Annotated in this window: 17 protein-coding genes; 1 reads left to right on the plus strand and 16 read right to left on the minus strand. The window is 42.0% G+C overall.

Annotated elements, in window-relative coordinates; genetic code table 11:
- The 5 genes from G596_RS22900 to pdxR all read right to left on the minus strand — a co-directional run.
- Positions 1–926 (minus strand): hypothetical protein (locus G596_RS22900; RefSeq protein WP_044929115.1); only part of this gene is annotated, 926 nt, incomplete at its 3' end.
- A 216-nt stretch (positions 927–1142) separates the two neighbouring features.
- Positions 1143–2240, minus strand: coding sequence for a sugar kinase (locus tag G596_RS0118400; protein ID WP_022763286.1), 1098 nt, complete (start codon positions 2238–2240; stop codon positions 1143–1145).
- A 68-nt stretch (positions 2241–2308) separates the two neighbouring features.
- Positions 2309–3712 carry a glucuronate isomerase gene (uxaC, locus tag G596_RS0118405; protein WP_022763287.1) on the minus strand — a complete coding sequence of 468 codons (1404 nt, stop codon included), beginning with the start codon at positions 3710–3712 and terminating at the stop codon, positions 2309–2311.
- A gap of 22 nt (positions 3713–3734) precedes the next feature.
- The gene (locus G596_RS0118410) at positions 3735–4376 is read right to left on the minus strand and encodes a bifunctional 4-hydroxy-2-oxoglutarate aldolase/2-dehydro-3-deoxy-phosphogluconate aldolase (RefSeq protein WP_022763288.1); all 642 of its coding nucleotides are present in this window, start codon (positions 4374–4376) and stop codon (positions 3735–3737) included.
- Positions 4377–4493: 117 nt separating this feature from the next.
- Positions 4494–5582: a MocR-like pyridoxine biosynthesis transcription factor PdxR gene (gene pdxR / locus G596_RS0118415; RefSeq protein ID WP_022763289.1), complete on the minus strand. Its 1089-nt coding sequence runs from the start codon at positions 5580–5582 to the stop codon at positions 4494–4496.
- Between the two features lie 146 nt (positions 5583–5728).
- Between pdxR and G596_RS0118420 the strand changes: the two genes are divergently transcribed.
- A complete protein-coding gene (locus G596_RS0118420) occupies positions 5729–6415 on the plus strand; it encodes an anaerobic ribonucleoside-triphosphate reductase activating protein (protein WP_022763290.1) in 687 nt (228 codons plus the stop codon).
- A 56-nt stretch (positions 6416–6471) separates the two neighbouring features.
- On the opposite strand, the gene G596_RS0118425 is transcribed toward G596_RS0118420, so the two are convergent.
- The 11 genes from G596_RS0118425 to dhaM all read right to left on the minus strand — a co-directional run.
- Positions 6472–7680 (minus strand): ion transporter, encoded by a 1209-nt coding sequence (locus G596_RS0118425; RefSeq protein ID WP_022763291.1) that lies wholly within the window; start codon positions 7678–7680, stop codon positions 6472–6474.
- 17 nt (positions 7681–7697) lie between these two features.
- Complete coding sequence (locus G596_RS24180) at positions 7698–10202, minus strand: EAL domain-containing protein (RefSeq protein ID WP_081646807.1); 2505 nt, start codon at positions 10200–10202, stop codon at positions 7698–7700.
- A 130-nt stretch (positions 10203–10332) separates the two neighbouring features.
- Positions 10333–10782 (minus strand): Hsp20/alpha crystallin family protein, encoded by a 450-nt coding sequence (locus G596_RS0118435; RefSeq protein WP_022763293.1) that lies wholly within the window; start codon positions 10780–10782, stop codon positions 10333–10335.
- A gap of 230 nt (positions 10783–11012) precedes the next feature.
- A complete protein-coding gene (locus G596_RS0118440) occupies positions 11013–12536 on the minus strand; it encodes an alanine/glycine:cation symporter family protein (RefSeq protein WP_022763294.1) in 1524 nt (507 codons plus the stop codon).
- A gap of 22 nt (positions 12537–12558) precedes the next feature.
- Positions 12559–15966, minus strand: a complete 3408-nt coding sequence (locus G596_RS22910; RefSeq protein WP_022763295.1) for a DegV family protein — start codon at positions 15964–15966, stop codon at positions 12559–12561.
- The gene (locus tag G596_RS0118450; protein ID WP_022763296.1) at positions 15963–18014 is read right to left on the minus strand and encodes a hybrid sensor histidine kinase/response regulator; all 2052 of its coding nucleotides are present in this window, start codon (positions 18012–18014) and stop codon (positions 15963–15965) included. Before G596_RS0118450 ends, G596_RS22910 begins: the two co-directional genes overlap by 4 nt.
- A 16-nt stretch (positions 18015–18030) precedes the next feature.
- On the minus strand, positions 18031–18918 hold the full coding sequence (locus G596_RS24185) for a response regulator (protein WP_022763297.1): 888 nt from the start codon (positions 18916–18918) through the stop codon (positions 18031–18033).
- Between the two features lie 217 nt (positions 18919–19135).
- The gene (locus tag G596_RS0118465) at positions 19136–20533 is read right to left on the minus strand and encodes a LamG-like jellyroll fold domain-containing protein (RefSeq protein ID WP_022763298.1); all 1398 of its coding nucleotides are present in this window, start codon (positions 20531–20533) and stop codon (positions 19136–19138) included.
- A 92-nt stretch (positions 20534–20625) separates the two neighbouring features.
- Positions 20626–24759, minus strand: coding sequence for an endo-1,4-beta-xylanase (locus G596_RS25675; RefSeq protein WP_049944883.1), 4134 nt, complete (start codon positions 24757–24759; stop codon positions 20626–20628).
- Positions 24760–25044: 285 nt separating this feature from the next.
- A complete protein-coding gene (dhaK, locus tag G596_RS0118480) occupies positions 25045–26040 on the minus strand; it encodes a dihydroxyacetone kinase subunit DhaK (RefSeq protein WP_022763299.1) in 996 nt (331 codons plus the stop codon).
- A 36-nt stretch (positions 26041–26076) separates the two neighbouring features.
- On the minus strand, positions 26077–26585 hold a 509-nt coding region (dhaM, locus tag G596_RS0118485), incomplete at its 5' end, for a dihydroxyacetone kinase phosphoryl donor subunit DhaM (protein WP_242829214.1).

Raw genomic sequence — 26585 nt, forward strand, 5'->3', positions numbered from 1 at the left:
TGATTGAAGCGCTGTACTTTTTTCTCAGAAAAATCAATTAATACTGTGTTATTAACTTCCTTATTATCTTCCTCAGTATTGGGTTCTTCTTTCTTTTCTTCCTCAACTACAGGAGTCTCTTCTGAAGGTTTTTCCTCTTCCTTGTTCTCTTCCTCTACAGCAGGAGTCTCTTCCTCTACTGCGGGAGTCTCTTCCTCAACTTCGGTAGCTTCCTCCTCTGCTTTCTGAGCTTCCCCGAAATTGATTCTTAATGTGAACTTAGGTGTCTTATCTTCGCCAAAACCAAAAATAGAATTTACACCATACAACTCATATGCGCTAAAGAGTGCCATCTGAGCATCTTCTTCAGCAGTACCTTCAGAAGATCCTGATTTTTCAAACAACTCATCATAGGTTATAACAGTCTCATATACACCGGAAGCTTCTGATGCATCAAATACTGTTCCATTTTCATCAGCCTTGAACTTAATGTACTGACCTGCCGCTTCATCAATTATCATGCGTCCCTCAGCTGCTTCTCTACCACTCTCAGGTGTCATCTCAACACTAAACATATGATTATAGTTGTAAAGAGAATTGATGAACACAACATTCTTCGCTTCATCATTCAATTTCAAATCATCAATTTGGTCAAGCGCTTCTGTTGTTAAGGGCTTACCCTCGTATGTCTGAACTTTATTCTGTGAAAAATCGATATAAACAGTATCAACAATGTGACCATTTTGAATATCATAATAAGCCTTTGCTAATTCTGTTGCATAATCAAAAGATCCGATATTGGTAAAGGGATTCTCTATCCCATACTCCTGTGCAACATCTGGCTCATCCTCAGCTGCCTGCGCCCCAATGCAAGCATTAGAAAACATGCTAACTGCAACGGAAAGCGCAATTAGCATGTTACCCATACTACGTACTACCTTCTTCATTTCTGACTTCCTCCAACAAAACTTTTAAATATATAGCTCCCCTCAAAGCAATTGATAGAATACTTCAAATCAAAAAAAATCTCAATGCGATTTTTTACTAAAAAAGCGCCGGATTTTTCCAGCGCTTTTAACAGTTATTTCATTAACTTACAAATATTTTTGTTAACGATATATCATTTTATGATTATTTTCGAAGTAACGAAATTACGTTAATAATTATCTTTTTACTCGTGCACCGGCACCACCCATAATAGCTTCTACTTCTGTAACAGTTGCCATTGTTGTATCTCCGGGTGTTGTCATAGCAAGTGCGCCATGCGCGGTTCCGTAGTTAACAGCCTTCTCTGCATCACCTGTGGTCATTAAACCATAAATCAGTCCTGATGCAAATGAATCACCGCCACCAACTCTGTCGAGAATTTCAAGACCGTTATAATCCTTGGCCTTATAAATCTGACCATCAGCCCAGCATAATGCAGACCAGTCATTAACAGTTGCTGTCCTTACGGTTCTAAGGGTTGTAGCAACCACCTTGAAGTTAGGATAAACCTTTGCTGCTTCATCTATCATCTTCTTATAGCCATCAAGATTGAGTTCCTTAAGGTTTGCATCGTTGCCTTCAATCTCAAATCCAAGGCAGGCTGTAAAGTCTTCCTCGTTGCCGATCATGACATCAACATACTTAGCGATTTCCTTGTTAACCTCCTGCGCCTTCTTCTGGCCACCGATTGCTGACCACATCGAAGCTCTGTAGTTAAGGTCGTAAGAAACAACAGTTCCATATTTTTTTGCTGTCTTTATTGCTTTAACAACTGTATCAGCAGACTGCTCAGAAAGTGCAGCATAGATACCGCCTGTGTGGAACCATCTTACTCCCAGCTCGCCAAAGATATAGTCAAAATCGAAGTCTTTATCTGTAGCCTGAGAAATCGCTGTATTAGCTCTGTCTGAGCAGGAAAGTGCTCCTCTTATGCCGAAGCCTCGCTCAACAAAGTTGAGTCCGTTTCTGCATTCACGTCCGATTCCGTCTGTCTTTTTCCAATTAATAAGTGAAGTATCAACACCGCCCTGAAGAATAAAGTCCTCTACCAGATGACCTACTTCATTATCAGCAAAAGCGGTGATAACACCTGTAGTCATGCCAAAGCATCTGCGAAGTCCGCGGATTACATTATACTCTCCGCCTCCTTCCCATACTTTAAATTCCCTGGCGGTACGGATTCTACCTTCGCCGGGATCAAAACGGAGCATGATTTCTCCGAGTGAAACAGCGTCGTATTTGCAGTCGTTTTTTGATTTTAAGTTTAAGTTCATGGTTTCCTCCCAAAACACCTCATCAGTCAGCTACGCTGACAGCTTCCCCTCAAGGGGAAGCCAGAGGTTTATAAGTTCAAATATTTTTTTGCATTTCTGCCACAGATATCCTTTACCATCTCGCAAAGGTATTCTTTGTCCCACGGGTATTCGCCGTTCTCTACCCAGGTTCCGATTTTGTTGCAGAGGATTCTTCTATAGAGTTCGTGCCTCGGGAATGATAAGAAGCTTCTGGAATCTGTAAGCATTCCAATGGAGGTTGATATAAGAGAAACATCAGCCATCGCATCAATCTGTCTTTCCATTCCATTTTTGTGATCGCAGAACCACCAGGCAGCTCCAAGCTGCACTTTTCCTTTGATGCCGCTTTCATTGCCGCAGAAATTGCCTGCCATTGAAGCAAGCATTTCTGTATCCTTAGGATTAAGGCAATACACAACTGCTTTCGGAAGTTCTTCCGTTAAATCCATCGCATTAAAAAGTGCTGAAAGCTGCGGAGCATAATTAAAATCATTTAGTGAATCAAAACCGGTGTCTGCACCTATAAGTTTCAAACACCTCTTGGAGTTACTCCTGAAAGCTCCTATGTGAAGCTGCATCACCACATCTTTACGGGCATACATCTTCCCGAGCTTTGTGAGCATATATCCCTTGTACTTACCACACTCCTCTTCGGTAAGTTCGGATCCTGCAAGCTTCTTATCAAAAATCCATTCAACTTCTTCCTTCGTCGTATCAACAAAGAAAGTACTCTCAAGACTGTGATCCGAAACTCTGCAGCCATTTTCCAAAAAGAAATCAAGTCGCTTTTCCAGAGCTTCGAGTACAGAATCTACATCTCTGAGTATAACTCCCGCTGATTTGCATAGTCTCCCAAGATATTCCTGAAAATCAGCCTTCTCAATTCCCAGAGCCTTATCAGGTCTGAAGGACGGAAGTACCTGTATTTCAAAATTGTCTTCCCGGAGCTTTGTATGCCACTCGAGAGTATCAGCCGGATCATCAGTGGTACACAGAACTGATACCTTCTGCATCCTAAGCAGATTTCGCACGGAGTACTCCTTAGTGTGAAGCTTCTCATTGCAGGCATCCCAAATCTCTTTGGCAGTATCTGCTGAGAGCGTCTTTGTAATTCCGAAATATCTCTGAAGCTCCATATGCGTCCATTGATATAAAGGATTCCCTATAAGTCTCTGCACCGTGTCAGCCCAGGCAACAAATTTTTCATAGTAGTCTCCGTTACCAGTTATAAGTTTCTCCGGTACGCCATTTGCTCTCATAGCGCGCCACTTATAGTGATCTCCTGCAAGCCATGCCTGACCTATGTTGTCGAAGCACTTATCCTCGTATATCTCCTTGGGACTTAAATGGTTGTGATAATCTATTATGGGTTCATCTTTTGCCGCTTCATGAAAAAGGGTTATCGCAGTCTCATTTCCAAGCAAAAAATTCTCATCCATGAATTTCTTCATAGTATTCATTCCTTCCGATTTATTAGCTTCTAACCTCTTTTACTATCTCAGCGGCCTGCCTTGTAAGCTCTTCAACTTTTGCAAAGTCTCCGGCTTTAATCAGATCATTTTTCACCATCCAGGTACCACCGCAGGCTACAATCTTCTTAAATGCCAGATAATCTCTAACATTATCCTTGTTGATACCGCCTGTGGGCATAAAGGTTAGGTTAGTATAGGGTGCAGCAACTGCCTTGATCATCGAAAGACCACCTGCAGGTTCTGCCGGGAAAAACTTAACAAAATCAAGTCCAAGCTCCATAGCCTGTTCCATCTCGGAAGGTGTCTGAGTTCCGGGAGTTATAGGATATCCCTTTTCAAGGCAATGTTTAACTACCGTGGGATTGAATCCCGGTGCCACAATAAATTTTGCGCCTGCAGCCATTGCTCTGTCTGCCTGCTCGGAAGTAAGGACTGTGCCTGCTCCGACAAGCATATCCGGAAAATCTTTTGACAAAATCCTTATTACTTCCTCTGCAGCAGCGGTTCTGAATGTCACCTCCGCAGCCGGAAGTCCGCCATTCATCAGCGCCTCTCCAAGTGCATGTGCATCCTTCGCATCTTCTAAAACAACGACAGGAATAATACCTATCTTTTCAAATTTTGCTTTTAATTCTTCGTACATTTTTCAGTGCTCCTTGTGTATGTCATTAAAACTCATACACAATACTAGATTTTCCCATTTACTTTTCACATTGTTGCATTTGTTCTTTGCATTGCAATTCTTGCTGTATTGCAATAATCACTTTTGGGACTGAGCACCTTTGCGGTTATATCTTCTGACTTTATTTATATGTCTCTCAAAATCGCCGCTTTCTATAAGCTCAGCGATTACCAGCTGATCCAGTGTTGGAACCGGGCATTCGTAAAATCCGATTTTCTCTGAAAACGCACTTATGAGGTTCATCGGAAGAACCATATATGCGCATCTTGCATAGCTTCCGATTGTTCTCGTAAACGTATTTACATATATAACTCTCCCCTCTTCATCAAGAGAGAAAATCGTCTCTTCAGGTTTTCTGCTGGGTGTAAACTCGGATTCAAAATCATCCTCGATGATATATCCGTCCTTCTTTCTGCTCCACTTGAGGTACTCTCTCTTCTTGGCCGCCGAAGCAGTGACGCCACTCGGGAAGCTTCTGTATGGAGTTATATGAAGAAGCTTCATTTTTCCGTTCCATAGTTCATCACTTTCAACGCCGTCGCTCCCGAGCTTTAGCATAAGAAGCTCCGCACCTCCCGCCTCATAGACCTTTGCGATTTTCTGATATGACGGACTCTCGACGCCATATATAATGTCTCGTCCGAAGGTCTGCACTATAAGTCCGTACAAATACTCCGCACCTGCACCAATTATTATCTGTTCCGGGGAAACCTCAAGCCTTCTGGATCGTCCGAGGTAATTTGCAATTGCGCTTCTCAGTTCGTTCATACCGGTTTTAGGTGACTTTTCCATCACACGGCTGTCATATTCGCTAAGAACTCTCCTGACGGTCTTTGCATAGATCGAATAAGAAAAAGCAGCCTCTCCAATATTTTTTGCAACACGAATCTTTTTACCGGGCATTACCGTTTTTTTCTCTGCCGAGCCTTTTCCTATATAAATCTCACTGTCATCAAAGGACACAAAATATCCGCTCTTTTCTTTGGGAATGATATATCCTTCTTCCGCAAGGAGTTCGTAGGCATGCTCAATTGTTATGACACTGACTCCCATTGCCTCTGCCATAACACGCTTGGATGGGAGCTTACTTCCTGTCTCATACCTGCCTCCTATTATGTCTTCACGAACGTCTTCGTATACCTTTAAATATCTCTTTTGCTTATCCATTTTTGTATTCTCCGGTTGTATATCTGGTTATATTAAAATATTGTGTTTCGATTATTTTTATACTATCAGTTTGATGATATATCATCCCTTCTTCATACGTCAATCAAGATTCCAAAACAGCAAAAAAGCTAGTATAATTAAGCATTATGAAAATACATGGCTTACAAAAAATGACATTACTTGATTATCCGTCAAAGGTTGCCGCAACCGTCTTTTTAGGCAGTTGCGATTTTCGCTGTCCGTTTTGTCATAACTTTGAACTGGTGGACGGAACTGCAGCTCCGATAATGGATGATGCTGAATTGTTTTCTTTTCTTGATAAAAGAAAAGGACTCCTTGACGGAGTCGTAATAACAGGCGGTGAACCCTGCCTCAATTCATCATTAAAAGATCTAATTATAAGAATAAAAGATATGGGATATCTCGTTAAACTTGATACTAACGGGAATCATCCCGATGTTCTTAAAGATTTACTTAGTGAAAACCTGGTTGATTACATCGCTATGGACGTTAAGAATTCACCGGAAAAATACAGTGATACCTGTGGGGTAAAAATCGATACCGAAATAATCTCCGAAAGCATTAATCTAATTATGAACTCAGGAGTAGATTATGAATTCAGAACTACAGCAATAAAAGAGTTTCATACTGCAGAGGATTTTGCCAAAATCGGCGAATGGATTTGTGGTGCAAAGGCGTATTATATACAGCAGTTTACAGAGCGTGATACTGTTCCGGATAAGAGCCTCAGTTCGCCGAGTGCGGAAGATATGGAGGCATATCGGCAGGCGGCGGAGAGATATATAAAAAATGTAATATTGAGAGGGCTTTAAGATTCCCCCTCATCCGTCAGCTTCGCTGACACCTTCCCCCCAGAGGGGGAAGGCTTTTAGACTTCCACTTCATCCTCTTCAGGGAGGTGCACTCTTGAAATTACAATTATTGTATCGCCCTTTTGAAGTTTTACGCCGCCCTTGGGAATGACGGTTCTGGAGCCGCGTTTAATGGATAAAAGAATAGTCTGTCTGGGGAAATCAAGATCCCTGATAAAATGATCGCACCAGGGGTGAGTTTCTCCCAGTGTGACTTCTTTAAGATGCATCGGTACATCGTTTTTTATAGCCTCTGCCCCGATTACCACTTTATCTCCTGCTTCCAGTATTACATTTCCGTTTGGAATTATGGTATTACCATGTCTCTGTATCATGGCAATAAGCGCGCCGTGAGGAAGGTCAATATCTCTTATCTTCTTATCAACCCACTTATCCTTCATTCCAAGCTGCACTTTAATAAAATGCATATCAATAGACTTTGCATAGTCTCCCATGTGCTTTAACTTTGTGTACTGTTCAACGAAACCTGCGGAAATAATACCTGTTGGAATGGCAACAATACCTACACCAAGGAATGCAAGCAGAATTCCGAAAACTTTTCCCAGAATTGTCTTGGGATAAATATCACCGTAACCTACTGTTAAAAGCGTCGATGCAGCCCACCAGATACCTGAAAAAGCATTCTCGAAAACATCAGGCTGCGCTTCATGCTCCAGAGAATACATACAGAGACTTGACGCAAGCATCATAACGGCGATGATAAAAACCGAGGACAAAAGCTGCTGCGACTTATTCTTTATAACTTCTGTAATTACATTCAGTGAATCATAATAAGCATTGATTCTGAAGAGTCTGAATATCCTTGCAACTCTGAACATCCTGAATGCTGCCGCTCCCGCAGGAAAGAAAAACGGCATGTAATACGGAAGAAAACTCAAAAGATCAATAATTCCGGAAAATGAGAAGAAATACAGAACAAGTGCCATGAAGTCTGATCTGTCAGGATACAGGCACTTGGAACATATTGCGCGTAAGATATAATCTATCGCAAAAAACAAAACAGTCCATTTCTCAATGCTGTTAAACACACCTCCGAGAGGACCATTTATGTTATCGAACGTAGAAAGGAAGGCTGCACCAAGATTCAATACCAGTGCAACCGTCCCAATAACATCATATGCAATACTTATGGTATCCCCAAGGTATCCGACGGATACCACCTTAAAGAGCTTTTCCCTAAGCTCCTCCCACTTTTCTTTTTCCACAACAATCTCCCGTTTATTTAATCATCTTTAACTTCATATAGAATAGCTTCTTCAGGCATAACAGGTCTGCAGAAATAATATCCCTGAATTATGTCAGCGCTGAAAAGACGAAGCTTCTCAAACTGCCACTTTTCCTCAACACCTTCAACTATTACCTGCTTATCGATATCATGTACAAGCTGAATGACATCCTTTATGAAGGCTTCCTTACCTTCTACAAGATAACTGTCCACAAGTGATTTATCCAGTTTTACGTAGTCTACCGGAATATATGTAAGATATCCAAGAGAAGAATAGCCTGTTCCAAAATCATCCATCAGAAGTTTTATCCCCAGTTCTCTAAACTGCTGGAACAATTTATCAGCCTGTTCTGTTCTCTCAAGGAAAAGCCCCTCAGTTATTTCAATCTCAACGTACTTTCCGGGTATATTATACCGCGAAAGGAGGTCTCTGATAAAGTCCACATATCCGGTATCGCCAATCTGATTACTGGAAAAGTTTATGGAGACGGGATGAAGTTTATAGCCATCCTCTTTCCAGGCTGCAAGCTGCTTGATGACAAGTTCCGTAGTTACTCTTCCGAGTCTTCCAACCCAGCCGCTTGACTCTACAATCGGTATAAATACGTTAGGATAAACGCCCGGCTCCTTCATTCTTACCAGAGCTTCAAATCCTGTAACTTCCTTGGTCATGGAGTTAACCTGGGGCTGATAAACCATGTAAAATCCGTCGTTATCAAAGGCATCCAGGATCTTTGCCTTGATCTTGTTTTCCTCACGGATCTTCTTCTTCATCTCCTCGGAATATCTGAAAGCCTTGTTTCTTCCGCGCTGCTTAGCTTCATACATAGCTATCTCGGCATTTATAATATGCTGATCAGGAAGCGTGGAACCATCGGAGACAGATATACCGATACTGCAGGATAGAATAATTGTCTCATCTCCTACAGGAATCGGTGTTCTGAACAGTTCAAGAATCTCATTTATTGTATCGGAATTCTCATCAAGCTGTTCCTTGGGTACCATGATAAGGAACTCATCGCCGCCGTATCTGGAGATCATCCAACTTCTCTCCTCAGCAATCTTCTCAAGAGAAAGCGACAGGTACTTAAGTATCTCATCGGCGAGCTGGTGTCCGTAAGTTTCATTGACATCCTTAAAATTATCAATGTCTATCATAAGAATTGAATAGACATGCTTAATTGTCAGATGTTCTCTAAGGTAGTCAACCGCACTTCTTCTGTTAAGAATATCAAGAAAATCATCGTGCTCAGCCTGATACTTGATCTTCTCCTGTGTTTTTTCAAGTTCCTCCTTAGACTCTCTGAGTTCAAGATTGGTGGCTCTGCCGACAAGAACAGTAACATATGCCGACATGAGAAGGAATGCCATAGACAGGAAAATCATTCCAACAGCCGGGAATATCTTTCCATACATATCGAAGAAGGTCAGAGGTCTGTTGAATACTTCAGCATCCTTGGGAAGAAGCTTTTCATCTATACCGAATTTCTTCATGAGCTGATAGTCGAACTCTGAGGTATAGGGTGTTTCAATTGAAAGGAACTGCTCATCAACATGCCTGTTAGCAAGAAGGTCAGCCATCAATGCTCCCGCATAACTTGCCTGGGCAGTAAAATCCATGCCGACACTACCAAGAACACCATCACTCATGCCGCTTGAATAATTGCGCATAATCGGAACCTTGGTAGTTGCAGTTATAATATTGGTCATCTCATTTGTGGAATGAACCACTCCGGATGAATCCTTAAAGCAGGTCATATAAATGAGCACAGCATCACTGGAAATTGACTTTAATTCTTCATGCAATTTTTCAAAAGGAAGTTTAGCTATATTTATCTCATTAAAGGTATAGTCGGGATGCTTACTTTTCTCACGGTTATAAAGAACCATGTCAGCAAGGCCGGCAGGAGAATTATCATGTATGCCATAGTATACTTTTCTATCAGGCATCATCTTCATTGAAAGCTCTATTGTATTTGTAAGGTAATCATTTTCATAAAAGCCATACATTTCATAGCGCTCAACAGCCATCTGTGCCAGTGTCATGTTGTTGACACCAAAGAACACAACCGGAATATCCGTAAAGAGTTCTTCCTTATATTTCATGGCAAATTTAACAGCCTCATCGTCTGCCAGAATAACGCCATCATAATCATTTTTTAAATTAACTCTTTGAATAAAGTAATTGTGAAAAGTCTCGACATCCTCATTGGATGCATGCTTCTTGGCATCCATGAACATAACATCAAATTCTATACCGTTAGGATCGAGGCTCTGTCTAAGTCCCTCTATCTGCGGCTCAAATGTATAATACTGGGAAGTATAAGAAGACAGCAAAAGAACTCGATGCTGTACCTCTCCTTTGTAAACAGGTCCAACCATCGAGGTGTTATCATCAGTCGTCACGAACTGCCGAAGGAACATGACGGCAACCAGCAGACAAATGACGCTAAGCACTATAAATACCGTACGTATTTTTTGCAGTACCGACTGTTTCGTCATAAAAACACCGACCCTTAGTGATATAGATAATTCTACCACTTTAAGGGCCGGTGCATTATTAACTAAGCCTTATGTATGTTTAAATATTGTTAAAGAATACATAAACAATTTATAAATCAATAACAATCTCTTATCCTTCGATCATTATTGTCTTCTTCTCAGGAACCTTCGCCTGTTCTTTCTTAGGTACATTGAGACTAAGTACGCCATGTCTGAAGGTTGCCTTGATATCTTCCTCAGTAAGGTTATCTCCTACATAGAAGCTTCTCTGCATTGAGCCCTGATAGCGCTCCTGTCTGATGATCTTACCCTTATGGTTCTTCTCATCCTTATCAAGTCCCTTGGTGGCACTTATGGTAAGGTAACCATTGTCGAGTTCAAGGCTGATATCTTCCTTCTTAAAGCCGGGCAGATCAATATCTACTTCATAATGATCCTCATTGTCATGGACATCTGTCTTCATAAGCCTGTCGGCATGCCTGCCATAGAGCTTCCTCTCGGTGTTGTCAAATTCATTAAACATCGGGAAATCGAACCAGTTATCAAACAAATTCTCCTCAAAAATACTAGGCATCAACATAATAATTACCTCCTTATATATGAATGAAATTATTTACTTTGAGCAGCGGAACCGGAGTCATTACAATTATTATTGCTCCCTTTATTTCTGTTCCCTTGTTCTATAACTGTTATAACACTTGTTAGCACTCTTGTCAAGTGAGTGCTAATTTTTTTTAAAAATAATCCACATGCCTGAAAACATGCGGATTACAGCGATTCGTCACTTTGAAATATTGAATTTCATCATCACTAATATGCCCCCTTATTTATCGCACGAATTGCTTCCGACTGAATATCACGATTATATGATAGCATAGGTGCAACATCTTTTCCCCTTACTCTCCTGTCCGCATAATTGCGTGTAAGCTTTACGACAAGCGGTGATAAAACAAGAACGCCTATAAGATTAGGTATCATCATAAGTCCATTGAAGGTATCGGAAATATCCCAGACAAGAGATGATTCCATTACAGCTCCAAAGACCATAAGAATAATAAATATAAATCGGTATATTTTCGCCCACGTAACACCGATCAGATATTCCACAACTTTCGCTCCGTAATATGACCATCCCATAACAGTTGTAAATGCAAATAACGTTATTATAATAACCACAAATATTTCTCCGGGGCGACCAAGTACCTGGTTAAAAGCATGTGCAACCAAAGTTGCATCATCAGTACCTACTACAGTCAGACCTGTATTAAGATCAATCGCGCCTGAACTCAGTACTACAATTGCAGTAATTGTACAGATAATAATGGTATCCAGAAATACTTCTGCCATTCCCCACATCCCCTGCTTCACGGGTTCCCTGGCACAGGTATTAACATGAGCCATTACTGAAGAGCCGAGTCCTGCTTCGTTTGAGAAGACACCTCTCTTACATCCGCTTTTTATTGTATTCATCGCTACCTGGACCGCTGTCCCAACCGCTCCGCCTTTCAAGGCATCAGGACCAAGTGCAAAGTGAAATATCGATCTGAATACAGCCGGAATAGCCTCGATATTGCATAAGATAATGATTAGGCACCCGGCAATATAAGCTATTGACATTACAGGTACCAGTGTCTCGGAGACATACGCCAGTCGTCTGAATCCTCCCATTATAATCACAGCTCCGACAAGCATAAGTACAACGCCAATCCACCAGTCCAATATAGGGGCACCCCAGAAGGTTCCCATATCAACATCGGCAAGAAATGCGGCCTCCATATTTAGTGTTATCTTATTTATCTGACTGAGATTCCCTATTCCAAAGGATGCAAGTACTGTAAAAATACAGAAGGCAACAGCCAGTATTTTTCCGATCTGTTTACATTTTTTTATACTTCCAAGTCCGTCTTCAAGGTAATACATAGGGCCTCCGGACCATGCACCTTCAGAATTTCTTCTCCTGTAATATAGTCCCAGTACGTTTTCCGAGTACTTGGTCATCATCCCAAGAAATGCCGCTATCCACATCCAAAATACAGCTCCCGGTCCTCCTACGCAGATAGCCGTGGATACTCCCGCAATATTTCCTGTACCTATTGTTGAGCAAAGTGCCATACAAAATGCACGAAACTGTGACAGAGCACCTGCATCATTGATAATGCGGGCTTCACCCTTTATCGCTCCAAATGTCTTTCCCCACCAGTGACGTAAATGCGCAACCTGAAAAACACCGGTAATAAACGTGCAAATCAGACCGGTACCAAGCAAAAGTACCAGTCCGAAAGTTCCCCATGCAAAGGAATTAACCGCATCATTAATCCGAGTGATAGTTTCCATAATAATTTACAGATCCTTTCAATTACTGAGGATTAATCAGATTTGTGATTCCATCATAGTCATACTTCGAAGCAAATTTTTTTATCTCAGCAATTTTATCTTTATCCTCATCAGGCACGTCATAATCAGAAAGTTCCAAAAGCGCCTCTTCTATGGCGTCGCTGTCCATATTATCTGCAGCTTCCGCAACGGCCTCATAAACACTCTCCATAAGGAAAGCATCCGCCATCGGCTTTGTCTCGCCGGCATCACTGCTGCTTTCCTTGCTTTCATAAAGCGGTGAAAGTATATTGGTATATTCCAGATACTTTTCCATAAAATCTTCGTAGTTATCACGTATAAATTCTATGTTTCCTTCTTTCCCTGCCATCTCAAGGGCTTCCGCCTTCTTTGACAGTTCCATGGCCCCAACCAGCTTAGAAGAACTCTTTAATGCATGTATTTTAATCGTGAAGTTTTGCCAGTCCTCACCTTCAAATGCATTCTTTAATTCCTCTGATCTTTCATCTATGGAATCATAGAATATTTTCAGTACCATTTTAAAGGAATCCTCGGAACCGCTGTTTTGTATAGCAATTTCTCCATCTATCCCTTCAAGGCTCTCATACCAGGCGGGCTCATCACTCTCAGCTGCATCCGCTCCTTTCGCGTTGCTTTCGGCACCTGTGTTAGTGGCTGCCTGCTCTTCAATATCATTCATAATGCCCTCATCCATATCTACCGGAAGTATGGATGAAACATTATAAGATTTATTACCCTTAATAAAATACAGAATACCAAAAGAGCCGGGGCCGCAGTTTGAAGAAATTGCAGCAGAAGCCTGTTGGAATACCACATTTTCGAAATAAGCAAAGCGACTGATTTCCTTCTTGATTCTAAGAAGTGTATCTTCATCAAGGTCAACATAGGTAATAAATACAACGTCGGAATCCGGAATCTGATCAACCGGGAAGGCTCTTCTGATATAGCTTTTGTATGCAGTCCATCTGTTTCCTATCATAAGTCCGCCTATTCCCGTCAGATCATCCTTAATTTTAAGGCAGGGTCTGATGCTCATAGATTCTGCCACTCTGTTCATACCGGCACTTATACGGCCGTTACGCATCATGAAATCAGTGCTGTCAACAATAAAGCTACACTTAAGCCTTTTCTTTACATACTCAAGTTCGGCTACAATCTCTTCTACCGGTGTATCCCTTTGTGCGAGCTTAATTGCTATAAGCACAAGTATTCCAAGTGTACTGGAAAGTGATTCTGAATTGATTACCGTCACATTATCAAAAGCTTTTGAAGCCTCCATAGCTCTGTAATAATCATCGCTCATGCTGGTAGTAAGCGCGATATATATCATGTGATGTGCTGAACGCAACTGGTCCGCAAAGAATTCCGTGTATTCCAGGGTTTCAGGAGGTGATGAAAGTGCTTTTTTACCACTTTTAATATATTTTACAAGCTCATCAGCACCGATCTGTATACCATCCTTGAAAATGCCATCCTCTGTCTTAATAACAAACGGAAGTATCGGAAGTCTGGGATCACGCATCACCACATCTGGCAAATCACACATACTGCTGGTTCCGATAATGACCGGTGCTTTTCTGCTATACCCCGCAGTAGCATTTGTGCTTCCCTCCATACGCTGAGCACGATTTTTGATATTCAGTTTTTCAGTCGGAATATGATGAATGAGCGTCTCTTCAAGAGCATCACCGGATATGGGCTTTATAAGATACCCATCAAATCCCGAATGATTGTAGAGCTCCTTGTTTTCGCTTCCGGCATTTGCAGTTAAAACAACAACGGAGGTCATCTGATTAAGACCACCAACCTGCGAACGAATTCCTTTCAGGCATTCTATACCATCCATTTCAGGCATCAGATGATCCATAAGAATAACATCGTAGTGTGTCTTTAATGTCGCTTCAAGCGCATCCTTACCGCTGATTGCAGTATCTACGCGCATTTTTGTACCAAGAAGAAGCTTTTTCTCAACTTCGAGGTTCATAATATTATCATCTACTATAAGTACACAAGCATCCGGAGCAGTAAAGCGGCTTTCGTAAGCATGCTTTTTAACCTTACCGAAATTCTGAATACTCAGTTCTCCAATAGCTGAGGAATCGGATACTCCCTGCTTGAGCATTACATTAAAGGTAGTGCCTTCACCATAAACACTGTTAACGGATATGGTTCCGTTCATGAGCTCCACAAGCTGTTTTACGATACTAAGACCCAATCCCGTACCTTCTATATGTCTGTTTTTCTCTTCATCAACTCGCTTGAAAGCATCAAAAAGATAGGGTATGGCATCTTTTTTTATACCCATTCCCGTATCAGTTACAGAGATGCGAAGCATTACAAAATCATCACCGGCTACTTCGCTCTCTATATGCAGTCCAACAGATCCTTCCTTTGTATATTTGACTGCATTATTTAACAGATTGATAAGAATCTGCTTTATGCGCACTTCATCACCGTAAAGGACACTCGGCACACCGGGGTCTACACTGACATCCATTTTTAAGCCTTTTTCCTGAGCGCGAAGCCAGACCATATTTACAATCTCTGACATCATATCGCCCACCCTGTAATCTACCTGGACGATATCCATACTGCCGGCTTCCATCTTGGAAAAGTCCAAAATATCATTTATAAGTGCAAGCAGCATCTTTCCCGCACCCTGAATACCTGTTGCATCCTTTACTACTTCATCGGATATATTTTCTTCTCTGAGAATCAGCTCATTTAAGCCAAGAATGGAATTTATAGGAGTCCGGATCTCATGGCTCATACTTGAAAAGAAGCGATTCTGTGACCGGTTTAATTCCTCTGCTCTCTCTGCTTCCTTTCGTGCCCTCTCATTTTCCTGGTTAAACATCCTGTTCTGGAATAAGACCATGACAAAGCAGACAAGGCTAACCAGTATCAGTGAAAGGAATGAATCCATATAGAACATTGCCCGGCTATGCTGCGGAACCAGTTCCGGGTGGAAATACTCCACAAGATAACATAAAAGTGAAAGAATAAACAAAAGTGTCAGCATTATAACTCGCCATATACCGGATATTACAAGTCCCACGTACATGAAAGCAAAAATAATCCAAAGGACACCTCCGCCTTCAACGCCGCCGCCAAAGAAAAATATTCCGGGCAGAATGGCAAATACCAATCCGATAATTATAAGTCTGATTGCAATCTGAATTTTGTTCCTATAAAGGCATGAAAAGGTTACAGCCGGAACTAATATGATAGTGGCTGTCAGAATAATTATCTCGTATATGTTTTCACCGATAATAATATCCGCGATAAGTGCCATAGCTACAGCAATATCGGAAATTATCGTAAGAAGCACAAAGATTCTCTCTGAAAAATTGCGCTCAGTATCACTTATCATTGAAAACAGTTTCTTTATCTTCTTAAAAAATGTCATTGCTTAGCACCTCCCTCGGTAGATCCCGTCCGGGAAAGGACACGTGACATTACGCGTTCAAACTCAATAAGATTGATGGGTTTTCCTACAAAACCATCGAAGCCCTCATTAGCGAACATTTCTCTTGCTCCGGAAACCACATTGGCTGTAAGTGCTATTACAGTAATTGTTCTGCCCTTTTCTTCCGCAGCAAATTTAATTCGATGCATAGTCTCAACGCCATCCATTTCAGGCATCATATGATCCATAAATACTATGTCATAATCATTATTTTTGAATTTAGTAATAGCTTCTTTACCGCTTTTTGCAGTTTCTATGACCATTCCATAATCTTCAAACAGGCCGGTTGCCACAACCAAATTCATCGGCTCATCGTCCACAACGAGCGCTTTAAGACCACTTATGTTCGGACGCTCAACCGAATCAATAAGCTCGATGTCTTCAGCATTAAGTCCCTCGTTTAGGATTTTAACAACAGGATACGCATAAAGAGGCTTAGGCATTATCATTACGCGGCTTCCGGGATTTGTCTTAAAGCCATGATCTGCGGATACGGCAATAACTACATCGCCTTTACTAAGTTCATCAAAATATTCAGAATTCTCCAGATATTCCTCCTGCCCCATAAAAATGAATGTCACGTTAAGCTTTTGCCTGAGCCTCTCAATATCATGTATTGTTTCAGCAGGATAAAGCGGCACATGAATACCTGCCGCAAGATTAGTAGCCATTGCACGGTAAAAATCGCGCACCTTCGCTACAAGGTACTTATCAGATCTTACATGGAACAAAATATCACCGCTAAAGGAATCATCTATTTTCAGACATGGTGTTGCATCCACTACTTTCTGAGGAATAGTGACTCTGACGGTAGTACCTTTTCCGATGTCGCTCTCGATTTTCACAAATCCATCCATTCTGTGGACGAATCCGTATACTATTGACAGTCCAAGTCCTACACCGCCTGAACTTCTGTTTCTTTTCTTATTTGCCTGATACAGTCCGTTGGATGCTGTCGCAATCGCTTTACGACTCATTCCGATTCCGGTATCCGTAACCTCAATGCACAGATTTACACCGTATTCCATCTTTTCCGAAAAAAGTCTGACGAAGATTCCGCCCTGTCTCGTGAATTTCAGGGCATTTCCCAAGAGATGGTGGAATATTTTATGAAGCTTTTTTACATCACCGCACATCATAGTCGGAACGTCGGGTGACATATCAACTATGAGTTCAAGATCTGTATTATCTGCTTCCATGCGGAAACTGGTTACCACGTCATTTATAAGCGACGTACTCATATAGTTTTCTTCTTCCAGAATCATCGCGCTTCTTCTGGTTTCGGTGTAGTCCTGAATGTCCTCAATCTGACTGGACAGACGTACTCCGGCTTCTTTAATTGCCTCTGCATCTCTTGACTGACCTCTTTTCAGAATAAGCTCAGACATTCCGTTAACAACATTTACAGGGGTTCGAAGCTCATGGGAAATATTGGACAGAAAGTCCTCGATATCGCGGTCATATGCATCGATATAATCATCTTTCAGCTCCAGCAGTTCTTTCATTTCCAGTCTTCCATGTATGGATTTACGGCAGCCGGTATAAACGTAAATAACAGCAACAAAATGGAGCAGTGTTCTGGATATTGTAAGGAAATCAAAGACCACTGTGGTCCCGATTATTCCGAGCCAAATCTGTATCAAAAATAAAAAAACATACTCCGCAAGAAGTAAGTTCATCATGTAAATGCGGTCCAAAAGGGAATAAGCTACAAGCACAAAGCAAACGACAATTGCTATATCGACATAGCTTGTCTCATGAACACCATGAAAAAAGACCGCCATCATCGCATAAAGAAGATAACATACTTCACGTATGCTTTCTTCCGGTTTCTCGGTAATGTGCATGACCCATAAAGCTACAGTTCCGATAACAATAAGAGGTGGAACCCAAAACTCCCACCCAAGCGCTATACCCTCAAAGAGCATTGCAATGCAGGATATTGAAACCAATGAGATAATATATATATTATTGCTTTTTCGGTCCATGCATTTACCTCTCGAATCAGCTCCTTAACTTTTCTTCCAGGATGGCAAGAAGATTCTCACTTGTTGTGGATTTCAGAATATACCCTGATGGCTTAAGCTCCATTACACGCTTAACACCTTCCCTGGAGCTCACTCCCGTAAGGAACACTACAGGTATGTCTTTTGTTGCAGGCTCCTGCCTCAGCATCTGAAGCACCTGCGGTCCATCCACAACCGGCATTTCGTAATCCAGAAGAATAAGATCTACCGGCTTCTTCAAAAGGAATGTGATTGCCTGCATTCCGGCAGTCACTACATCGGTTTTATATTTATCCTTAATCCAGGACTTTACCATTCCCGCATATGAGGGGTCATCATCAACTATAAGAATTTTCTTTCTGGCATCCTGCTCTGCCTCGTTTAACATCATGACGGAATCTCTGTCGTCACCCAGTACCGCCTCTTCACCTTCACCGTTTTGTGCTCTTTCTTCGGCAGCCTGCTGTTCCTTGACTTTTTTATCAAGTCTTTTCATATAGTCTGTCATCTCTTCTTCAACAGCCAGAACAAAAGCTTCCGGTTCTACAGGACGAATCATCCATCTGTATGAAATAAGATCAGGGAACTCCCTAAGCATCTTCTCTCTGTCGCCGGCTTCTGCTATAAAGATCATATTGCAATCGTGATCCTTGACCTGATCTTTTATCAGTATCATGTTTTTCTTACCATTTTTAACATCAAGAATGTCCTGCGGATTATACACAACAAAAACAGCTGCATCCCTGACGCAGTTATCTATTTTATCAAAATCTTCAACTATAGAAATTGTTTCGAAACGTTCCGCTTTGATTTTCTTTTCCAGCCCGCTAATAACAATGCTGGATTTTTCCATCAGAAAAACAACACTCTTTTCAATCTTGCTCATTTATATCCCTCCGCCCAAAAATCATCTCATACTACTTTCAGGTCTTGGTAATACACTTACTCCATAATAAAATTATATAGTATCCCACGTTTCTATAAGCATGACATTTTTGTATAGTTGATAAAATTTTTATAAAATTTCATAAATACAGCATTTCTTTTCATAATAAAATGTAAAAGTGCCGGTCCACGAGAAACCGGCACTTTGTGCTTAAACATTATTTCTTTTCTTTAGTAATCTTCTGAAGTTTACCGTTCTTGGCAAAATGATAGGTTTTCTTTCCTATTTTGACTTTTCCGGTCTGCATCACTCCATCCTTGTCAAAGTAGTACTTTGCACCGCCAATCTTCTTAAGCCCGGTATAAACCTTACCCTTTGCATCAGTGTAGTACTTCTTGCCATCAACCTTGTGGAAGCCCTTCTTTGCAAGTCCCTTCTTATCAAAGAAGTATTTCTTGCCCTTGAAGGTTACAAATCCCTTTGCTACACCGCCTTCCTTAAGAACAAGCTGGTACTTACCCTTATTCTTGCCCTTCTTGATCTTTTTGATTTTTCCTGATACTGAAGGGATTGTTTCCTCTGAAGAATTATCTGCTATTGCAGTATCTTCTGTCCCCTCAACCTTAGGAGTTGTTGTTTCAGTCTGAACTGCCTGTCCGCTCTCAGATGTTTCAGGCTTGGTTTCCGGCTTGGTCTCAGACTCTGTCTCGGTTTTTGTCTCCGGCCTATCAGCAGGTGTTCCCTCTGAAGGCTTTTCTTCGGAAGGCTTCTCTTCAGAAGGCTTCTCTTCGCCTGAAGGATCCTCTTCTCCTGAAGGATTCTCGTTTTCATTTGAACCTTCCAGTTTTGCTGTTCCTTCATATAAAGCCTTTACTTCCTCTGCGGAAACAGGTCTGTTAAACAGGCTGAAATCATCAACCATGGCAGTTGTGTATTCTCCGCCTCCCCAGTTGGCCTTACCAATCTGTGTTACAGCGTTCTTTCCGAGAATCTGATCAGCTCTTGCCGTTGCAGCTACTGTACTTACGAGTTCACCGTTGACATAGAGTTCCGTGTATTTTTTGTAGAATACTACGGTTACCATCTTCCATTCGTTGTTAAATGCACTGATATCAGCAATATTTGCCTCACTTCTTACACCTCTGTTTTTATATCTCTCAACATGAAGCTTACTATCATTCGACAGCGGATCTATAACACCGATGTATTTCTCGTAATTATTCTTTGGTGCATCCGTTGTTTCTGCCGCATAGAAGAGCCATTGTGTCTCATTCTTAACCTCAGAATTACTCCAATAGTTTACGCTAAAGGACTTAAGGCCTGAAAGAAGTGATGATCCATCCTCTTTTGTAAGAGTCAGATACTGCTTATCTGCTTTGTTAAGCTTAACAGCCTTGCCATCTCCGTGCTCTACCGCATCATAGCCATTATTTACTTTGGCTACAGCACCTTTTCCTGCAAAGCCTTTTTCTTTATCATCAAAGGTGAAATGCGCAATAGCAGCCTCTGAAAGCGTTGTTTCAAAGGTATCCTCTTCCTCTGTATCGATTCCCCATTTTTCAACAGCAGCTTTGTATTCTGCATCAGTAATGCCGATAACTGTTCCGTGTTTCATTTATACATGCAAAAAGGCCCTTCTCCTTTTTTTGGGAGAAAGGCCTTCTCTTGATATATTTCCTTTAGGGAGGAAAACATATATCCGTTTTCTTAGTTCTGTATGCTGTAGCGGATGGAATCACCAATCTGTCCATCACCAAGAATACCGAACTCTGTGCTCTGTCCGCTTGAAAGATATGCATTCCAGCCAACAGGTGTGATTACATAATAATCACCGTCTTCATCGATATTAACATTCCATGCATTACCGATATTGATATCATTCTTGTTGAGCTTAAGTGTCCAGGAATTTACATCACTGGATGAATTATTGGTAACCTTAAAGCTTACCTGATATCCGCTTCCCCAGCTGTTGATTGAATACTGGAGATCAAGGCCGTCTGCTACAGGTGCCGGAGCAGGATCTTCCTGTGTAGGTTCTTCCTGTGTGGGCTCCTCTACCGGTTCAGGATCGGGCTGAGCAGGTGTAGGCTGCGGCTCTACTGTCTGAGGATCTTCATTTGGCTGTTCCTCTTCAGTACTGCCCTGCTGACTCTGTCCGTTTCCGCCAACCTTCTCAAACTGCCAAAGCTGGTTTGTTCCGCCGTTATAAGACCACTGACATACATTTGTTCCGTCATCTGTCTTTTTCTTGTAAACATCAAGAACCTTTGTCTCATCAGAGCTCTTTGTGGCAATTGTATAATATCCATCATTGTCTGTCTGCTTTACAACAAACTTCTGAGCATTTCCGCCGTAACCCTGATAAATACCAACGTTTGTTCCATCCTCGTTCTCGCCGTTAGCAACATCGAGCATAACGCTGCCAAGCGCGCTTGTGAGGTTGATGTATCCGTCATTTGTATTGGTTACATACCACTTCTGACCGTCCACACCGGTGCCGTTGCTTATGCATACATTTACCCATCCGTCAGCTGAATTGCCCTCAACTGTAAGATACTTCTGAGACAGATAGTTCTTTACATAATACCAGCCATTTTCGATGTAAGCATTGTCATGAGTATCGCCCTGAGGCTCTTCTACCTGAGGTTCTTCCTGTGCAGGTTCTTCATTCTGAGGATCATCATTCTGAGGATCATCGTTCTGAGGGTCATCATTCTGAGGATCATCTGAAGGCTGAGGTGTCGGCAAAGGCTCAGGTGTATAGCCTGATGTAGGTGTGCCGAAGGTCTCTGTATAAGCCTGGATTACCTTATCATAAGCGGGCTTCTTGGATGTAGGTGTGCTGAACAGAAGCGGCTTAGCGTTATTAATCCATGTAACCTGATCTGAGAGTCCCCACCATGTGATACTTGTGATCTTACCGCCATTCTTCTTAAGAGAGTTAATATTCTTATAAAGATTGTATACGTAATTGGAAAGATCATTGTCACCGTTGTTTGTTATATCCATCTCTGTGATCTGTACTTCAAAGCCCGCATTAAGGAATGACTTAAGAGCCGAAATATAGAAGTCCACAGAAGGATAATTTGTGCCAAGGTGTGACTGCATACCTACACCTGAGCACATCTTCTGATCTGAATTGATGTAGTTTACAAGTGTTATGATCTTATCAACTTCCTGATATGTATTGTAATCATTGTAGAACAAGCTTACAGAATCAGTGAGGTTGAAGTAATCAAGTGTCTGATATGCATATGTGAATGCCTTCTTTACATAAGAAGCATTTGTTCTGTTGTTTCCGTAAACAGCTTCCCATCCGGAATTCTGTGCATGCATTACTTCGTTTGCAATATCCCATGCATAAACAACACTACCGTACTCACTAAGATATACATGGTTCATCACAGTCTTCACATACATCTCAAGACGAGCATCCATTGTGGACTGATTCACAAAGCCGGCATTTCCTGAGAAGTTGCTTCTGAAGAACCATGAAGGAGTCTGTGAATGCCATACAAGAGTATGTGCTCTCATTCTAAGACCGTTCTGGTAACAAATCTTCATAACTTCATCAACTGTACTGAAGTTAATCTGCGGTACATAAGATTCTCTGTAATTATCAGGAATGTAATAACCGAGATTCTTAGCGTCAGCAACAGAGATAAGTCGTGCAGATCCGCCAAGAAGCGCATCAGGCTTCATCTCGTTTTCAAGAGTTATGCTGTTGTAATTCTTCTTAATAAGCTCGAGTGTATTAGCATCTCTAAGCTGATAGAGATTGATGCAGGTTCCTGAATAACCGAAGGTCTGACCATAGGTGTTAAGAAGAGTCAGATCTGAAGGATTCAGAGCCTGTCCCTGATTGCCGCCCTGGTTTCCACCTTGGCTGCCACCCTGGTTACCGCCCTGAGACTGACCTGAACCGGTATCCCATGTAAGGTAATCAAGATAAGCATCCCATGTGCCATCATCTGATGTAATTGTAAGTTCTACAGTAGTAGCTCCTGTAGCATGAGTTACATTCTCAATAGTGTACTCTGCAGGATACTCATCACCATAGTAGAAGGTTCCCTTGGTCTCTCCACCGATCTTAAGAACAACCTTAGCCATGTTGCTGTTGTTTGAACAGCCGCGAAGTGTAAAGTTATGTGTATCATATGCAAAATACTGATCAAAGCTTACAGTATCGTTGTTGCCATAGAGTGCAACACCGCTGAACGGACTGCTGATAGTGCCTGTATACTGACCGCTCTTAGTCATGTTCTCGCACTCATACTTATTATTATTTGTCTGAGCAGTCTCATTGCCGCCCTGATTACCGGTTTCTTCTGTGCCCTGGTTTCCGCCCTGGTTGCCGCCTTCATTTCCACCTGCGGTCTCGCCGGTGCCTGCAGCTTTCCAGTAGTCGAATTCAAAGCTTCCGTTGAATACGAAGCAGATGTTCTTTACACCTGACACGTTCTTCATTGTGCCTGTGAATTCAGTATTTTTGTTATTAGTATTGGAAAGGTTAATTGTTCCAAGGAGATTACCACTGGGGCTGTTCTCTCTAACCTGGATCGTACCGTTTCCTCTGCTGTTAACACTAACCGTGATTGAGCTAAGGCCCTTAGAGAAGTTAACTCCCTTAACCTTTGTGTAATCACCGTTAGAAATGTTATCAACCCAAGCAGCGCCCTCTCCGTTACCGGAAACGCCAATACCACACTGAGTGAAGATTGTCTCAGCCTGCACTGCTGAGTAAGGATCAACATAAGAAGTCTGAGATACACCACTCATAGTAGGTGTGAGTGAGCTGATCTTACCGTTTGAAACATTGAGCTTATCAATCTGTGTAGTTCTGTAGCCAAGGCTCTTTCCGATAACCTTAGACTCAACAGATCTTGTGTGATAAGCAAGATAATACTGACCGCCAAACTCAAAAATCTGGTGGTGATTATTACCTGTAGAACCATTGAAGAATACGCCGGGATTCTTCATTACTTCGCCCTGATAGGTAAAAGGTCCCATAGGGCTGCTACTTGTCATATACTCGATAGCTGCATTGTTGAAGCCGCCTGAGCAGTTCCAGTTTGAGCAGTATGAGTAGTAATATGTATTTCCGATCTTATTAATTCCTGAATCCTCGAAGAGGTAAGGAGCATCAATTGTTGAAGCTGAGCCTGAAACGCTGGTCATGTCTGCGCCAAGCTTGATAACTCTTGCCGTCTTGGGATGTGCATACTGATTGTTTGGTATGCCGCCACCAAAATAGAGGTAGCCTGTTCCGTCGGAATCAACTAAAACAGCAGGATCAAACATCCATGTAACACCGCTGCAGCCGGGTGTAGCACCTGTAATAAGTGCCTTTCCGATAGGATCCTTCCATGGTCCTGTCGGGCTGTCAGCAGTTAATACTCCGATGCCGCTTCCATTATTTGCAAAATAAAGGAAGAATTTGTCTTTACCGTTAATTTTCTTACATGCAATACAAGGAGCCCATGAGTTTTTAGCCCACTTTGCTGCTCCGCTTGAACCGGCAATCTTGAAACTGCCGTGATCTGTCCAGTTAACCAGATCCTTTGATGAATAACAATTTAAAGTGTCAATCTTAGCATAGGTATTCTCGTTATTGCCAGCGAGTTCCTGTGAGTCATTGGTTGCATAGATGAAAACTTCATCATTGTAAACCAACACTCCGGGATCTGCGCCGTAGTTCTGAGTAACTACAGGGTTATTCTCATTATCCCCTTTAACATAAGTTCCTCCCACTACTTCGGCAGCTAACGAATTTGTTGCATTTCCTATGATAAGCCCCCCAACCATCATAAGAGACAATAAAAACGTTAAGTGCTTTTTCATTGCTTCCCCTTTCTTATGTGTTTTCTATGCTCGAGCAAAATCATTTTAGCAATAATTGATAGTAGTCACTTATCAATTATTGCACTTTGGTAAGCACTTATTGCGAGAAAGCACAATTTTTTTGTATATTTTTAATAAATAATTCCTGTTTGTATTTTTATTATGTGTTAAATAATCACAATCTAGAATTAAGCATAAAAACAGCTCCGGGATATTATTCTCGGAGCTGTCCGTTTACTTTTTATTTTTCTTTTTCATTATTTGCTAAAATGCTGATTAAACATTTTATACCTGTACAAATGCAGGAGTATCAGCAGGAGCATCAAGAAGCTTTTTGAGTTCATCATCGACCTTGAGAAGGGTGATTGAGAAGCCTTCCATATCAAGAGAAGTCATGTAGTTTCCTACAAGAGTCTTGTGAATCTTGATTCCTTTTCCATCAAGAACTTCCTTAACATGCTTGTTCGCAACAAAGAGCTCCATAAGTGGAGTTCCGCCCATTCCGTTAACCATAACAGCAACTTCATCACCCGAATTATAGATTCCTTCAGCAAAAATCTTATCAAGAAGCTTGTCTGCTATCTCATTAACAGTGCTTATCTTCTCACGGCTTACGCCGGGTTCACCGTGAATTCCGATTCCGATCTCAATCTCATCCTCTGCAAGATCAAAGCTGGGCTTCCCTGCTGCAGGAACTGTGCAGGCATCAATAGCCATACCCATTGATCTTACATTCTCTATTACTTTCTCAGCTATGCGCTTAACCTCGGCAAGATCTCCACCTGCCTCAGCACATGCACCTGCAATCTTGTGAACAAAAATTGTTCCTGCTATTCCGCGTCTTCCTGTTGTCCAGGTACTGTTCTCAACAGCAACATCATCTGCAGTAATAACCTGATCAACTTCAATACCTTCATCGCGAGCCATATCAGCAGCCATCTCGAAGTTCATAACATCGCCGGTATAATTCTTGATTACCAGAAGAACGCCCTTTCCACCATCAGCTGCCTTGATAGCTTCAAATACCTGATCAGGTGTGGGAGACGTGAATACCGCACCGGCAATTGCTCCGTCGAGCATTCCTTTTCCGACATAACCGCCGTGTGCAGGCTCATGTCCGCTTCCTCCTCCGGACACAAGTGCAACCTTACCCTTGGATCCGCCTGCTCTTACGAGAACATCAAATCCATCAAGACGCTTAACATAGTTCGGGTATGCCGCAACCATACCTTCGAGCATCTCGTCAACAATATTGTCGACCCCATTAATAAGTTTTTTCATTGCTACCCTCCTTTTTATTTTAAGGCCAATGCCTTATCAATCTCCCAATACCTTGTTCACCTCGCGGGTTTGCTCCGCTGCGGCAACGACCTGTTCCATTGTGCTTCCAATTGCTGCAGTTACCGCTGCTGCAATGGCGCCCTCCACAATGGGAGCATCCGCAAGCTTTACGTTTATGTTTTCGTCCTCAAGAAGTTCTATTGCCGTCTCAGCACTCATAACCCCGCTTCCGAGATCCGCAAGCAAAACTACACCATCACCGTCATTAGCCTGCTTTACAGCCTCTGAGATACGAACCGCATCGGTTCCGATACTTTTGTCCTCAAGACCACCCGCGCATATAATCCCCTTGTGCGTAGGTGCAACCTGATCTGTGAGATCCTTAATGCCTTCCGCTATTTTCCAGCTGTGTGATACCAATACGAGTCCTACCATGTTTTTTACCTCCACCCCCTCATCCGTCTGCTTCGCAGACACCTGTCTCCGTTCCACTCCGGTCCGCGCTGAACCGACGTCCCCCGGACGTCGAGCGCCCCCAGGGGAAG

This window comes from Butyrivibrio sp. AD3002 (assembly GCF_000420905.1).
GTDB lineage: Bacteria > Bacillota > Clostridia > Lachnospirales > Lachnospiraceae > Butyrivibrio.